Raw genomic sequence first — 13990 nt, 5'->3', positions numbered from 1 at the left:
ATGATTCGTATGTCATCAACGCAGATGTTCAACACTAACCTGTTTAACATGATGCAAAGCCAGGGTCGGGTTAACCAAACTAATAACCAATTGGGTACAGGGAAAAAGGTGGCGACACCCGCTGATGATCCTGTTGCAGCAGCCCAGACATTGAATACTAAAACGCGCATGTCAGTGGTTCAGCAGTACAATCGTAATATAGATTTTGCTGATAAAAACTTAAGTCAAACGGAATCAGTTCTGGATCAAACCGAAACCAGTCTGATTCGTCTTAAAGAAATTGCGATTCAGTTGGGTAGTGACCAGTGGAATGAGCAGCAAATTCGTTCTACAGGTACAGAAGCCAAAGAAATCCTGAAACACCTTCAGGGATTGCTGAATACCAAAAATGAAAGTAATGAATATATTTTTGCGGGCAGTCAGGCTGACCAGAAAGCCTATGATGGAAATGCTTTTCAAGGTGATCGGATCGAGCGTGAAGCCCAGGTTGCTGATGATACCTTTATTAAAATGCTGACCTCAGGTGCCAGGGCATTTGAAGGCCTGGAAGGCCTGCAAATGGTTGATGCTAACGGTGATAAGGTTGATTGGAATGATGCTGCTGCAGTGGGCAATAATGATGTTCCTGCAGGGGATATGGGTAATATGCTGGGCGCCATTCAGTACCTGGTCAATGCGACAGGTAATGGCAACCCTCCAAGTGATGTCGATAAGGATGCAATCCGGGCTTCGATTGATAATATCGATATCGCTTTTGACAAGGTATCCCAAACCCGCTCACAAATAGGCTCGCGTCAAAATACTCTTGATGCTGTTAAAGATGGTAATAAAGACTTTGAGTTGTTTGCTAAAAAGAGCATTTCTGATCTGGAAGACTTAGATTACGCCGAAGCGGCAACCCGCTTCCAGACCCAGATGATGTCCCTGCAGGCCAGTCAACAGGCTTTTGGCCGTATTTCCAATCTCAGCTTGTTTAATTATATTTAATAATAAATTCTACCGGAGACGGTTACATCCGCCTCCGGTAGAGGCCAATAATGCTGAGTAGCAGGCCAAAACAAGATCCCCAGAGGCTGCCGCTGACCAGTAGCGGGTAGCGTTCTGAAAAAGGAATAAAGCGCCCCTGCCCTTCTTGCAGACAGAGTCCTTCCATATAATCGTAGCTGCCTCCAGCATGGATGCAGTTGCTCACCTCGATAAACTCCAGGCTCCAGAAGCCCATTACAATCAGAAGCGGCAATACAAGTAAGGTGAGTCCAAGCTTTAATAGCATTTGATATCTTCAAGTTGATTGAACAGGCTGCCAAGCTTACCTTGATCGCTGCGTTCACAAAAGTCATCTTTATCACTTTCCCCCTGTAGCTTTTAAGGGTATCCTTCCCAGCTTTCAATTTTTTGCGCTTCAATCCAGAGGTTTAACTGATGCAGCCACAAGTCGGCGTGATTATGGGTTCCAAATCGGATTGGCCCACCATGGAACATGCAGTACAGATGCTGGAGCAGCTGGGCGTACGCCATGAAGTCAAGGTGGTTTCTGCCCACCGCACGCCTGATTTGCTGTTTGATTACGCCAAAACAGCCAAGATGCGCGGCCTGCAAGCCATTATTGCTGGCGCGGGTGGTGCTGCGCATTTGCCAGGTATGGCTGCCTCTCAAACCGCTTTACCGGTACTGGGTGTGCCGGTTGAATCCAAAGCCCTCAAGGGTATGGATTCCTTGCTTTCCATCGTACAAATGCCGGGTGGCGTTCCTGTGGCAACGCTCGCCATTGGCAAGGCGGGTGCAACCAATGCCGGTATTCTGGCTGCACAAATTGTTGCTTTGCAGGATGAAGAGGTTGCGAAAAAGCTGGATGCCTTTCGGGCCGAACAAACACGCAAGGTTCTCGACAATCCTGACCCCCGCGAAGACGCTTCTCACTGAACTCCGGAGATAAAAAGATGCAAGTTGGCATTCTCGGTGCTGGTCAATTAGGTCAAATGCTGGCCCTGGCTGGCTATCCACTGGGACAAAGGTTTGTTTTTCTGGATACGGGCGGTAGCCCCAGTGCGGATATTGGTAGCATTCTGGTTGATCCAGATAATCAGCAGCTGGAAAGCTTTCTGGGGCAGGTCGACAGGGTAACCTATGAGTTTGAACACCTGCCTGTTGATCTGGTGCGCGAAATTGAAAAGCATAAGCCGGTTTTTCCATGCAGCCGTGCTTTGGAAATTTGTCAAAACCGGGGTCTGGAAAAAGCCCTGTTTACCCGCTTGGGAATTCCCACGCCCGAATACCGCCTGGTGCAATCTGCGGATGAGTTGGAAAAGGCGACTCGCGAACTGGGGCAAGAAGGTCAACGTCCGGTGGTTGCCAAATCAGTGACTGAAGGTTATGACGGCAAAGGACAAGCGGTTTTACGTTCACCTGAAGATGCTGCAGCAGCCTGGAAGGCTATAGGCCACCCGCAACTGATTGTGGAAGCCTTTGTTGATTTTGTGCGTGAAGTGTCCATGATTGCGGTACGTGGTCAAAAGGGCGAGGTGGCTTTTTACCCCATGGCTGAAAATCACCATGTTGAGGGTATTCTGCGTTACTCCCTGGCACCCTTGCCTGATTTGGATGCAGCCATTCAGCAGCAAGCAGAAAACTATATTCAAGCCCTGCTGCAAGAGTTGAATTATGTTGGGGTGCTGACTCTGGAGTTATTCCAGAAAGCAGATGGCACCCTGGTTGCCAATGAAATGGCGCCGCGTGTGCACAACTCAGGCCACTGGACTCAAAATGGCGCTGTCACCAGCCAGTTTGAAAACCATTTGCGCGCGGTTGCAGGCCTGCCTTTGGGGTCAACCCGTGCCCTGCATCCTACCTGTATGCTGAACCTGATTGCCAAAACACCAGACTTGAATCTTGTCTTGGCTGATGAAAATGCTCATCTGCACCTCTATGGCAAGGAAGAAAGAGCGGGCCGTAAGCTGGGCCATATTAATCTGGTGGGCGAGGATGCATTGAGCCTGGTGGAAGCAGTAAAGACGCTGGCCCAAGCGTTGCCTGAAGCGCCTGAACCCTATTTCAGTTTCGTTTCTAATAGCGAGTGCCTATGAAGCGAATGCACAAAAAACCTTAGCCAGAACAAGGAAGTTACGTTAGTCTTAATCATGAAATCCTTAAAGAAGCAAGGAGGTTGTTAATGAGTACTAACCGTATCGGTCTAGATACAGCCAAGGCAACTCAGCTGTCTGAAAAATTGAACCAGCTGCTGGCCAATTACCAGATTTTTTACATGAATGTTCGTGGCTACCACTGGAACATTCAGGGGCCAGAGTTTTTTGAGCTCCATGCCAAATTTGAAGAACAGTATAATGATTTGCTGTTAAAGGTTGATGAGCTGGCTGAGCGTATTCTTACTCTGGGTCATCGTCCTATGCATGCTTTCAGTGACTACATTGAAAACAGCGAGATCAAAGAGCATAAGCAAGCCCATGAAGGTAAGGTTTGTGTTGAAGGTCTGCTGAGTGGCTACAAACAGTTGATCCAGATGCAACGTGATGTCATGGAGCTGGCCGGTCAAGCTGATGATGAAGGTACAGCATCTCTGATGAGTGACTATATTTCCGAACAGGAAAAAACAGTCTGGATGCTGAGCGCCTATCTGGGGCGTTAATCCATTTTTTGAAAGTTCTAAGGCCGGGCAGCGATTGCCCGGTTTTTTATTGAAGTGAATACCCATGCTGACGCAGTTGCAACAAATCCCTAGTGAACAACAAAAGGCTCTGATTGCTGAAGAGCTGGGTCGTGAACCCAAGGGTATGACGTATGTGACCGCCACGGATAGCTCAGGACGACCTCTGGTGGTCCAGGTCGAAGCCCTGGTGGACGACAAACCCTTCCCGACGTTGTACTGGCTGTCCAGCCGCCTGCTGGTCAAGGAGCTGTCACATCTGGAAGCAGCGGGGGTCATCAAACAGTTGGAAACCCGACTGCAGGAAGATCAACAGCTGTTGGCTGATTATCGCAAAAGCCATGAAGACTATATTCAAAGACGCTGGTCAGCCATGACACCGGAAATACGGAGTCGGGTCGAGGCCTTGGGCTTTGCCGATGTCTTCAAACGTCGAGGTGTTGGCGGCATAGAAAACTGGCAGCAGGTGCGCTGCCTGCATACCCAGTATGCCCACCACCTGAGTGGCTACAATGCGATTGGCGAGTGGTTGGATAGTGAGTTTGGAATTGGTGACCTGATTCCCTAGAAACTGCTGTAGGTCAGCTTCATGGTTTGTTTTTCTTTCATGTAGTTGTTCAAAAACTCACGGTCTGCCTTGCTGATTTTAATGATTTGTAGGTCGATACCATAAAGAGTGCCGCAGGAGAGGAGCACGGAGCTAAGCACCTTGCCCAGAAGTTGAATGGTCCGTTTGACGCCTTGATGGATGGCGTGAATTTCCAAATGGACTTCAACACTCTTTTTCAGGTTCTTTTCACTTTGAAAGCGCACTTCCTTTTCAGACAGGCTTTGCGTGTAGGCCCAATAGCCCTTGTAAGCCTTTTGTCCAGTTACCGGTAGCAGCAAGCGGGCTTTCCAGTAAGTGGGAACACCTTTGGTGTTGTCGGCTGCAGGCCGCTTCATGTTTTTACTCCCTAGCTTCAGGCTCACCGATTTTAGAAAAACATTGTAAATCATGATCCAGGTTAAGGTTAGCAATATTCTCCTTGTTAAAATATAGAGCAAAGGGAAGTCTTAAGTGTCGACGTGTAATCAAGCGGTGGAGAAAAGCCATGTACTACGATCAATATGTTTTAGCCAGTCTGGCATTGGTAGCAATAATGGTTGTCGCCAGTGTCTGGAGCGTTAAAAAGCTCAAAAATATCATGGACCAAGATGAAGCTAACGCCAAAAAAACCTAGGCTTTAGTGAGCTGTCTGAAAACCCGGCCTGGCCGGGTTTTTTATTTTTGTTGACGACGCGCGCTCAAGGATATTTTCTCTCCTAAAACCAGCAGGCAGGGTGTCAGTACCAGGGTTAACAGGGTTGCAAAAGCCAAGCCCCCGGCGATAGCACTGGATAGTTGGCGCCACCAGTGGGTTGAAGGTGCTCCCAAGCCCAAACTGGGTTCCATGAGATTGACATTGACTCCCATCACCATAGGCATTAATCCAAGGATAGTAGTCATAGCTGTCAGCAGTACTGGACGCAAACGCAGGCAACCTGTTTCCAGAGCAGCCTGGTAGCCTTGCAGACCCTGTTGGCGAATATGGTTGTAAGTGTCAATAAGAACGATATTGTTGTTCACCACTATGCCAGCCAGAGCGATGATACCCATCCCAACCATCACCACACCAAAGCTTTGTCCGGCCAACAAGAGTCCAAGCAGCACCCCGGCAGTTGAAAACAAAATGGCTGAAAGGACCAAAAAGGTTTGATACAGGCTGTTGAACTGCAAAACCAGAATGATCAGCATCAAGAAGATAGCAATAAAGAAGGCTGCAACCAGAAAGGTCTGGGTTTCCTGCATATCAGCATCTTCACCGGCAATTCTGACACTAACACCCTCAGGAAGCTCGCTCAGGAAGGGGCGCAGCTGATTGAGGCGCTCATCCAGTCGATAGCCTTCCTGGAGATCGGTTTGTAGGGTTAGCGTACGCTGACCATCAACCCGTTTGAGGGTGCCGGTTTTGGGCGCTGGCTGCAAAGTCACAAATTCACTTAAGGGGACCTGACCTTGAGGTGTGCTGAGGGTTTGACGTTTGAGTTGATCCAGCGTTCTGTCCTGATAGGGTAGGCGAACCCGGATATCCACCTCGTCATTGGCATCTTCTGGTCGGTAGGTCGTCAACAGAAGGCCAGTGGTGACTAGCTGAACGGCGCTACCGACACTACTGACATCAGCGCCAAAACGAGCGGCGGCTTGACGGTCGACCTGGAAGCGCCATTCAATACCTGGCAGGCTACGATCATCCTGATAATCGGTAAAGCCACCCAGGGCTTCCATGCGCTGGATAATGGACTCGAGTGCGGCTTCTGCATTTGCTGGATTCTGAGCACTGACTTCAAGGACGACTGGCTTTCCGGCTCCTGGCCCTTCTTCTTGTTCACGAAATTCAAGAATAACTCCAGGAATGTCTGCGGTGCGTTCTCGCATTTCGGCAAGAAGGTCACGGGCAGGACGTCGTTGATGCCAGTCAGTGAACTGTATTTGCAGAATACCCAGGGTGTCCTCGGGTGGGCCACCCCAGGGGCCGCCGCCAGCAGAACCAGCAAAAGAGCGAGCATAGAGAGCTTGAACTTCAGGCATGCCCAGAAGGCGCTGCTCAATACTGCGCACCAATTGGTCCCGTTCATAAATGGAAAGGTCACCCCTGGCTCTTATTTGAACCTGAGCTGATTCGGGTTCTACCGAAGGAAAGAAATCCAGACCATGGTTGAAGCGTGCATAGGCCAGGTAGATCACCGCAATAATCAGGAGCATGCCTAGCAGAGTTGCTTTGGGCCAGTGAAGCAGGCGGGCCATTAACCAACGATAGCCTTGTCCAAAATGGCTGGCTTCTTCTGCAAAAACCAGGTCGCCACCTTCTTGACCTTCTCCACTTTGGGCTTGCGGGTTGGCTTGGCGCTGACCGCCGGCAACACTGCCCAGCGTTGGCAAAAAAATCAAAGCCATGAACAGGGAAGAAAGCAAACAAAGAATGACCGTAATTGGCAGGAATTTCATAAACTCGCCAACCATGCCCGGCCAAAAGAGCAGGGGAACGAAAACAGATAGTGTGGTTGCGGTGGAGGCAATAATCGGCCAGGACATGCGGGTAGCTGCCTTGGCCCAGGCTTCACTGGGTTTTAAGCCTTGTTGAAGGTGGCGGTCAGCCAGCTCACTGACCACCAGAGCACCATCAACCAGCATGCCTGCAACCAGAATTAATGAAAAGAGCACAATGATGTTCAGGGTGTAACCCAGAGACCAGATCAGCAGTATACCGAGTAAAAAAGAACCGGGGATGGTAATGCCCACCAAAAGCGCTGACCTTAACCCCATGGCTGCAATGACCAGCAGAAGTACCAGTACAACGGCGGTGAGGACATTGTTTAAAAGATCATCCAGCGTGTTTCTGACTTCAATCGACTGATCCATTATGAAGTCAACTTCCAGGCCTTCAGGCAGTAGTGGCAGGGCGGCATCCAGGAGCCTCTTGATCTCTTCAACCGTTTCTATGACATTGGCACCGGCACGTTTAGTGACTTCCAAAACTAAAGCAGGCTGCCCATTGATGCGTGCAAAGCCCTGAGGGTCCTTGAAGGTGCGGTGGATGGTGGCAATATCCTGAAAAGTGACAACTGTGGGCCCTTCAACCTTAACCGGCATGGTCATCAGGTCATCAAAGTTTTCAATGATACCGGGCACTTTCATGGCCTGGCGTCCTGAACCTGTATCCAGGCTGCCCGCAGCTATCAGGCGGTTGTTCTGACTCACCAGATTGAATAGTTGACCATAGTCCAGGCCATAGCTTTCCATGGCTTGGGGGCTGACCAGGATTTCCAAAAGGTCTTCACGGTCACCGCCAATATCCACTTCTAAAATGCTGGGCAAGCCTTCCAGTTCTTCCTGGACACGACGGCCCGTTGCTATCAAGGTGCGTTCATCCAAAGGCCCTGAAAGCCCAATTGAAAGGATCGGAAAAAGAGCGGTATTAATCTCATGGACACGAGGTTCATCAGCTTCCGAAGGCAACTGGCTGCGTGCGGTATCCACCTGCTCGCGGGTTTCCTGAAGGGCTCTTGCTGGATCAAAGCCGGCATCAAATTCTAAAAAAATACTGGCATGGCCTTCTGACGCGGTGCCAATCATTTTGCGCACCCCTTCAAGTGCACGCAGCTCTTGCTCCATGGGCCTTAGCAGAAGACGCTCACCATCTTCCGGGCTGACTCCTTCCAGCGTCATGGAGATATAAACATAGGGGATGGTGATGTCTGGATAGGCTTCTTTGGGAATGCTGACATAGGACGCCCAGCCACCCAGTAGCAAGAAAATCAAGGCTAATAAAGTGGCCCGGCTACGCTGGATGGCCGCACGAATCAAGATGCCCATTAGCCTTCACCTGAAGCATCAGTAACGACAGGTTCGACTTGATCACCGGCATGAACAAACCCGCCCCCCAGCGTGATAACCTGGGCTCTGACAGGCAGCCCGGATACCCAGGCTCCGCGAGTATCACTGCTCAAGAGTTGAATGGGTGTGAAAACCACTCGGTTATTTTCATCGACCTGCTTAACGCCCAGGCGCCCAGCTTCATCAAGGCTGAGCAGAGAAGCGGAAAGGTAATGAGCGGTGGTTGCCGGTAAATGAATGCGCAGGCTGGTACTGGCACCGGCCAGCCGCTGCTGTTCAGGGTTATCTACCTTGGCCTGAATGCGAAAGCTGCGCGTTGCACTCTCGGCTTGTTGGGCGATAAAACTAATCTGGCCTTGCAGTTGGCGCCCATCCAATAATTCCAAGGTCACAGGCTGCCCTAGTTGCAGCTGATGAATCGACTGTTGAGGGACTCTTGCTTCGGCCTTCAATTGCTTGATATTGACCACGCGGGCCAGGGTTTGTCCGGGCTGTACACTGGAACCCAGCTCGACATGTTTTTCTTCCAAATAGCCTGCAAAGGGTGCCCGGGGCCGGGTATGGCGAATATCCAACTGCATAGCTTCCAACTCGGCCTGAACTTGCAAAAGGCTGGCCTTTAAACGCAGATATTCGGTTTTGGCAAGGTGATTGGCTGTTCTCAGGCGCTCTGCAGCCGTGACTTCGGCTTGCCGTGTGGCTACTTCAGCCTGCAAGCGGGCCAGTTGAGCCGGTCGGGTATCTTCATCCAGAGCCAGTAAAACCTGACCCTTCTGTAAATACTCCCCTTCTTCTACCAAAAGCTGGTTAACGCGCCCTGAAGTCTCAGCGTTGATTTCCAGGGTTTGCCAGGGGTGTAGCTGGCCTTGTAAAGTCAGAGAAGGTGCAAAGGGTTCCGCTTCCAGCCAGCGGGTTTCAACTCGAAAAGCGGAAGCTTCTTCGGGAACTTCACGTTCAGGTGCTTCGGTTTGGCTGGATAATAAATCACCACTGATCATCCAAATGACTAACAGGAGTAGTAGCACCAGAGCAAGTAATAGAGACAGTGTTTTTTTGGCAGGCATGATGGCTCCCTTCTCCTGCTAGCACAAGCAAAAGTGGACTGGGTAGTCCATTGCGGTTAGTTTGCCGAAAAACCACTGTCTCAACAAGCGTTATTTGTAGCCGGTTTAATGTCTGTAAGGACCCGGTCAGACGTTTGTCGAGCCAACTCGATAAATTCCTGGATAAAAGCTTGTTCTTGCTGGCTACTCCGAAAAGCAGCGTAGAGAGTGCCCCAGGTTCCCTCAGGCCCCATGCGCCTTGCCGTGACATAGTCTCTTTCCAGATACTCCGTCATCGCCCAATTGGGCAGAGCACAAACACCTCGGTGACTGGCAACCAACTGCATCATCAGAATGGTCAGCTCTGCGGTGCGAATCCCCGCTGGCTCCACGCCTGCCGGGTCAAGAAAATGGGTGAAAATATCCAACAGATTACGTTCTACGGGATAGGTGATCAGGGTCTCTGTGGCCAGGTCCAGAGGTTCGATAAACGCCCGATCAACCAGGGCATGATCCTTGGGTAGCGCCAAAAGGCTTTCATATTGAAATAAAGGTTGATAACTAACCCCTTCAATAGGACGAGGGTCGGCGGTAATCACCAGATCCAGCTCCTGGCGTTTCAATGCCGGTAAGGGAGCAAAATGGTGACCTCCCGGAATATCCACCTCCACTTCAGGCCACTTCAGACGAAAGGCATCCAGCGTGGGCATCAGCCACTGATAGCAACTATGGCACTCAATAGCCAAATGTAGACGACCGGCCTGGCCTCTGGAAAGGCGTTGCAAATCCCTTTGTGCGGCTTCCACTCGTGGCAGTAGGTCATCAGCAAGCTTAAGCAGCCTTTGGCCTGCTGGTGTGAACTGCAAGGGTTTGCTCTTGCGGATAAACAACTCGGTATCCAGCAGATATTCCAGCGACTTCAGCTGATGAGATAGTGCTGACTGGGTTAAATGCAGGCGCTCTGCCGCATCAACCAAACTACCGCAGCTTCTTAAAGCGACCAGAGTTTTCAAATGCCTTAATTCGATCATGATTTGGCCTGTTGAAATTAATTCACTTTTAAATGGAAAAACTTGAGTTTGATTCAATTATCCGCTTCCTGAAGAATACTGCAACCCATTATCTCTCGTGCCAAGGCTCAGTTTTAAGTGCTGGAGCCTTGCAGATGGCGAGGAGTGCAAGGTGCTGCCAGCTCAGGCTGTCCACAACAGGAGGTTGTGGTCAGAGCTTACAGGGATGTGTTTACGCGTCCTGAGCGGCAGTGCCTTGTGCCCAAATACTCAATAGCTACGAAAAATTTTAAAGGAAAAGATCATGACCCTAACAACCCATACCCTGGGCTACCCTCGCATCGGTGCCCAACGCGAACTGAAAAAAGCTGTTGAAGCCTATTGGGCTGAGAAAATCACGCTTCAGGAACTGGAAGCCACTGGCCAGGAGTTACGCGCCCGCCATTGGCAGGAGCAAAAAGAAGCCGGACTGGATTTTGTCAGTGTCGGTGATTTCGCCTTTTATGATCAAGTGCTCAACCTGAGCCTGATTTTGGGAGTCATTCCTCCACGTTTTAATACTTGCCCTGATCAAGCGGACTTGGATACCTATTTTCGTATGGCCAGAGGACGTGCACCTTCCGGCGAGCCAGCAGCGGCCTGTGAAATGACCAAGTGGTTTGATACCAACTACCATTATTTAGTGCCTGAATTTCAGCCTCAGCAAGAGTTTACTCTCAATGCTCAGTTGCTACTGGCTGAGGTCAAGGAAGCTCAAACTCTGGGTCATCAAGCTAAGGTGACACTTGTTGGTCCTTTGAGTTACCTCTGGTTAGGCAAAGCGCAGGGTGAGTTTTCAAGCCTCGACTTATTGCCGCAACTGCTGCCTGTCTACGCTGCGCTCCTGCAAAAACTTGCCGATGAGGGCGTGGATTGGGTGCAGATTGATGAGCCTATTTTGGCACTGGATTTACCGACTGCGTGGAAGCAGGCTTTTGAAACCGCCTATAACCAGCTGCAAGCCGTTGCGGTGAAAAAGCTGCTGGCCGTTTACTTTGGTGGTTTGCAGGATAATTTAGGTTTGGCGGTGAACCTGCCAGTCGAAGGTCTGCATTTAGACTTGGTGCGAGCACCCGAAGAACTGGAACAGGTACTGGATCGCCTGCCAGCTTATAAGGTGCTTTCGGCCGGGGTGATTGACGGTCGCAACATCTGGCGTTCCGACCTGGTGCGACTGAGAGAGCAGCTGGCATCGGCACAGGGGCGCCTGGGTGACCGTCTGTGGTTAGCACCTTCCTGCTCACTGCTACATGTGCCTCATGATCTTGAGCAAGAAGATCAGCTGGATTCAGAGCTTACATCCTGGTTGGCTTTTGCGCGTCAAAAATTGGATGAGGTCACCCTTCTGGCCGCAGCCCTTACCGGTCAATTGAACCAGCAGCGAGAAGCAGCCTGGGCAGAAAATCAGCAGGCGCTTGTCAGTCGTGAGGCTTCCACGCGTATTCATCGTCCTGAAGTGAGTGAGCGCTTGGCCGCTATTGACCCAGCGATGTACGCACGCACTTCTGCTTACGAGCAAAGGGCACTTGCCCAAAAAGAGTGGTTAAAACTCCCCCTTTTCCCGACCACGACCATCGGCTCTTTCCCGCAAACACCCGAAATTCGCAAAGCACGTCGCGGTTATAAGCAAGGTGAGCTGGGAACTGAGCGTTATCAGGAACTAATGAAGCAAGAGATTGCTTATTGTGTTGAGCAGCAGGAAAAGCTGGGTATTGATGTGCCCGTACATGGCGAAGCCGAGCGTAATGACATGGTCGAATACTTTGGTGAGCAACTGGATGGCTATGCCTTTACCCGTTTTGGCTGGGTGCAAAGCTATGGCTCACGTTGTGTTAAACCGCCGGTGATCTTTGGTGATGTCTCCCGCCCCCAGGCCATGACCGTGGAATGGAGTCGCTATGCTCAATCACTGACCGACAAGCCGATGAAAGGCATGCTGACAGGCCCCTTAACCTGTTTGCAGTGGGCCTTTGTGCGCGACGATCAGCCACGTGAAACCACCTGCAAGCAGATCGCGCTGGCGCTGCGGGATGAAGTGCGGGATCTGGAAGCTGCGGGTATTCGGGTAATTCAAATTGATGAGCCGGCTTTCCGTGAGGGCCTGCCACTGCGCAAAGCCGACTGGGCAGCCTATTTGCGTTGGGCCGTTGACAGCTTCCGTTTAACCGCAGCCGTTGTTGAAGATGCGACTCAAATTCATACCCACATGTGCTATTCAGAGTTCAATGACATCATTGAAGCCATTGCTGAGCTGGATGCTGATGTCATCACCATCGAAACCTCGCGCTCAAACATGGAGTTGCTGGATGCCTTTGAAGCCTTTGAATACCCCAATGAGATCGGGCCGGGGGTTTATGATATCCACAGCCCCAACATTCCCGAAGTGGAGTGGATGGTTGAACTCATGCAAAAAGCCGCGCAGAAAATACCGGCTGAACGCCTTTGGGTGAATCCTGACTGTGGCTTGAAAACCCGGCGCTGGGAAGAAGTTACACCGGCACTGGCAGCCCTGGTTGAAGCTGCCAGGCAGTTGCGCAAGGCTTACTTGTAATCCTTGCCCAGCTTCTGTTTGGCCAGCCAGGGAATCATGCGCTCGAAGGCTTCTTCGATTTGTTCCATGGAGTTGGAATAGCTGATGCGGATGTAATTGGAACAGTCTTCCCCAAAGGCATCACCGGGGATGACGCAGACGCCAATTTCATCCAGCATCTTCAGGGCCAGTTTACTGCCATTGGTTCCCTTGGGTAGGGAGGGGAAGATATAAAAGGCCCCTTCCGGTACATAACCCTGCAGGTAGGGGGCTTCATTGACCAGTTTGACCACGCGGTCTCGCCGTCGCCGGTATTCAGTCACCATGTCATCAACACAGTCACGACTGCCGCGCAAAGCGGCCACCCCTGCCCATTGGCCGGGGGTGTTGGCAACGGTGGTGGTGAACATGTGGTAGCGCTTGAGTTTACGAATCGCGCCCTGACTGGAGATGATCCAGCCGATCCTTAACCCCGCCATGCTAAAGGTTTTGGAAAAACTGGAAATGGACATGACGTGGTCCAAGTCTGTGGTACAGCTGATCACGCTGGGGAAGTCCATCTTGTCCAGAATCAGGTGGTCATAGACCTCATCAGCAAACACATAAATCCCACGATAGGCCGCTTCTTCAACAATTGCCTCAACGGTTTCCCGAGGATAAACCGTACCCGTTGGATTGCTGGGTGAATTGAGGACGATGGCAAAGGTGCGCATGCCCATGGCATCAATCACTTCCTGAGGATCGATCTGATGCCCGTGCTCGGCGCGGGTAGGAATCAGTTTGACCTCACCACCGTTCATGCGAATCAGGGGTGCATAGAGCAAAAAGGTTGGATCAGTACAGATAAACTGCCGTCCAGGAGCTGCCGTTGCTGAAAGTGCTAGGTACATGGCTTCAGTAGCACCGGTGGTTACCAGAAAGTTTTCTTCGGTCAGGCGATCAATATTGTAGCGTTCAGAATAGTAATCGCGCAGGGCTGTCAGGAGTTCAGGCAGGCCTGAATCCATCGTATAACCGGTTTGACCAGCACGTAGGGCATCAATGTGGGCTTCAATAATATGCTCAGGTGTTGGGAAATCTGGTTGTCCAATGGAAAGGTGAATGACATCTTCACGGTCAGCGGCCATATTGATCATGCGGCGGATGCCTGGCATGGGAATAGCATGCATGGAAGGACCAAACATGGAAACTTCTGAGCGGTCATACATTTCAGTATCCAGATCGCGCATCTTGTTACTCCTACAGCTGGGGGTCAGATTTTGCGGTAAGCAGCCAATTTCAGGCTAGGCC

The 13990-nt window shown here is 50.9% G+C and carries 13 protein-coding genes; 7 read left to right on the top strand and 6 right to left on the bottom strand.

Going from position 1 to position 13990, the window contains the following annotated elements; all coding sequences use genetic code 11:
* Positions 1 to 987 carry a flagellar hook-associated protein FlgL gene (gene flgL / locus BM185_RS09215; RefSeq protein ID WP_091962505.1) on the top strand — a complete coding sequence of 329 codons (987 nt, stop codon included), beginning with the start codon at positions 1 to 3 and terminating at the stop codon, positions 985 to 987.
* A gap of 22 nt (positions 988 to 1009) precedes the next feature.
* On the opposite strand, the gene BM185_RS09210 is transcribed toward flgL, so the two are convergent.
* Positions 1010 to 1273, bottom strand: coding sequence for a hypothetical protein (locus BM185_RS09210; RefSeq protein WP_091962503.1), 264 nt, complete (start codon positions 1271 to 1273; stop codon positions 1010 to 1012).
* Positions 1274 to 1422: 149 nt separating this feature from the next.
* On the opposite strand from BM185_RS09210, the gene purE reads away from it, so the two are divergent.
* The 4 genes from purE to BM185_RS09190 all read left to right on the top strand — a co-directional run bounded on the left by purE (position 1423) and on the right by BM185_RS09190 (position 4229).
* Positions 1423 to 1923, top strand: coding sequence for a 5-(carboxyamino)imidazole ribonucleotide mutase (purE, locus tag BM185_RS09205; RefSeq protein ID WP_091962501.1), 501 nt, complete (start codon positions 1423 to 1425; stop codon positions 1921 to 1923).
* Between the two features lie 17 nt (positions 1924 to 1940).
* Positions 1941 to 3083: a 5-(carboxyamino)imidazole ribonucleotide synthase gene (locus BM185_RS09200; RefSeq protein ID WP_091962498.1), complete on the top strand. Its 1143-nt coding sequence runs from the start codon at positions 1941 to 1943 to the stop codon at positions 3081 to 3083.
* Between the two features lie 86 nt (positions 3084 to 3169).
* Positions 3170 to 3643, top strand: a complete 474-nt coding sequence (locus tag BM185_RS09195; protein WP_091962496.1) for a Dps family protein — start codon at positions 3170 to 3172, stop codon at positions 3641 to 3643.
* A gap of 64 nt (positions 3644 to 3707) precedes the next feature.
* Complete coding sequence (locus BM185_RS09190) at positions 3708 to 4229, top strand: DUF501 domain-containing protein (protein WP_091962492.1); 522 nt, start codon at positions 3708 to 3710, stop codon at positions 4227 to 4229.
* On the opposite strand, the gene BM185_RS09185 is transcribed toward BM185_RS09190, so the two are convergent.
* Positions 4226 to 4606, bottom strand: coding sequence for a hypothetical protein (locus tag BM185_RS09185; RefSeq protein ID WP_143089505.1), 381 nt, complete (start codon positions 4604 to 4606; stop codon positions 4226 to 4228). The two genes, BM185_RS09190 and BM185_RS09185, sit on opposite strands and share 4 nt — an antisense overlap.
* A 149-nt stretch (positions 4607 to 4755) precedes the next feature.
* On the opposite strand from BM185_RS09185, the gene BM185_RS14960 reads away from it, so the two are divergent.
* Positions 4756 to 4884 (top strand): hypothetical protein, encoded by a 129-nt coding sequence (locus tag BM185_RS14960; protein ID WP_281247338.1) that lies wholly within the window; start codon positions 4756 to 4758, stop codon positions 4882 to 4884.
* A 41-nt stretch (positions 4885 to 4925) separates the two neighbouring features.
* Here the strand turns inward: BM185_RS14960 and BM185_RS09180 are convergent, their stop codons facing one another.
* From BM185_RS09180 to BM185_RS09170, 3 genes are all read right to left on the bottom strand, one after another.
* A complete protein-coding gene (locus BM185_RS09180) occupies positions 4926 to 8057 on the bottom strand; it encodes an efflux RND transporter permease subunit (protein ID WP_091962486.1) in 3132 nt (1043 codons plus the stop codon).
* Entirely contained in the window at positions 8057 to 9142 is a 1086-nt protein-coding gene (locus BM185_RS09175; protein WP_091962483.1) for an efflux RND transporter periplasmic adaptor subunit, read from the bottom strand. Before BM185_RS09175 ends, BM185_RS09180 begins: the two co-directional genes overlap by 1 nt.
* Before the next feature lie 80 nt (positions 9143 to 9222).
* Positions 9223 to 10152: a LysR family transcriptional regulator gene (locus tag BM185_RS09170; RefSeq protein ID WP_091962763.1), complete on the bottom strand. Its 930-nt coding sequence runs from the start codon at positions 10150 to 10152 to the stop codon at positions 9223 to 9225.
* Positions 10153 to 10435: 283 nt separating this feature from the next.
* Here BM185_RS09170 and metE point away from each other — a divergent pair, with 283 nt between their 5' ends.
* Positions 10436 to 12721 carry a 5-methyltetrahydropteroyltriglutamate--homocysteine S-methyltransferase gene (metE, locus tag BM185_RS09165; protein ID WP_091962481.1) on the top strand — a complete coding sequence of 762 codons (2286 nt, stop codon included), beginning with the start codon at positions 10436 to 10438 and terminating at the stop codon, positions 12719 to 12721.
* Here the strand turns inward: metE and BM185_RS09160 are convergent.
* Positions 12712 to 13929 (bottom strand): pyridoxal phosphate-dependent aminotransferase, encoded by a 1218-nt coding sequence (locus BM185_RS09160; protein WP_091962479.1) that lies wholly within the window; start codon positions 13927 to 13929, stop codon positions 12712 to 12714. The genes metE and BM185_RS09160 overlap by 10 nt on opposite strands.
* Positions 13930 to 13990 lie beyond the last annotated feature (61 nt).

Source organism: Marinospirillum celere (assembly GCF_900112235.1).
Classification (GTDB): domain Bacteria; phylum Pseudomonadota; class Gammaproteobacteria; order Pseudomonadales; family Halomonadaceae; genus Marinospirillum; species Marinospirillum celere.
The sequence above is the reverse complement of the archived record's forward strand: the minus strand, read 5'-3'. Positions and strand labels throughout refer to the sequence as shown.

Bases quoted from the DNA above. Each gene is read 5' to 3' on its own strand.
- BM185_RS09200 (WP_091962498.1), top strand. From the start codon at position 1,941: ATGCAAGTTGGCATTCTCGGTGCTGGTCAATTAGGTCAAATGCTGGCC.
- BM185_RS09160 (WP_091962479.1), bottom strand. From the start codon at position 13,929: ATGCGCGATCTGGATACTGAAATGTATGACCGCTCAGAAGTTTCCATG.
- BM185_RS09175 (WP_091962483.1), bottom strand. From the start codon at position 9,142: ATGCCTGCCAAAAAAACACTGTCTCTATTACTTGCTCTGGTGCTACTA.
- BM185_RS14960 (WP_281247338.1), top strand. From the start codon at position 4,756: ATGTACTACGATCAATATGTTTTAGCCAGTCTGGCATTGGTAGCAATA.
- flgL (WP_091962505.1), top strand. From the start codon at position 1: ATGATTCGTATGTCATCAACGCAGATGTTCAACACTAACCTGTTTAAC.
- BM185_RS09170 (WP_091962763.1), bottom strand. From the start codon at position 10,152: ATGATCGAATTAAGGCATTTGAAAACTCTGGTCGCTTTAAGAAGCTGC.
- BM185_RS09210 (WP_091962503.1), bottom strand. From the start codon at position 1,273: ATGCTATTAAAGCTTGGACTCACCTTACTTGTATTGCCGCTTCTGATT.
- BM185_RS09190 (WP_091962492.1), top strand. From the start codon at position 3,708: ATGCTGACGCAGTTGCAACAAATCCCTAGTGAACAACAAAAGGCTCTG.
- metE (WP_091962481.1), top strand. From the start codon at position 10,436: ATGACCCTAACAACCCATACCCTGGGCTACCCTCGCATCGGTGCCCAA.
- BM185_RS09185 (WP_143089505.1), bottom strand. From the start codon at position 4,606: ATGAAGCGGCCTGCAGCCGACAACACCAAAGGTGTTCCCACTTACTGG.
- BM185_RS09195 (WP_091962496.1), top strand. From the start codon at position 3,170: ATGAGTACTAACCGTATCGGTCTAGATACAGCCAAGGCAACTCAGCTG.
- purE (WP_091962501.1), top strand. From the start codon at position 1,423: ATGCAGCCACAAGTCGGCGTGATTATGGGTTCCAAATCGGATTGGCCC.
- BM185_RS09180 (WP_091962486.1), bottom strand. From the start codon at position 8,057: ATGGGCATCTTGATTCGTGCGGCCATCCAGCGTAGCCGGGCCACTTTA.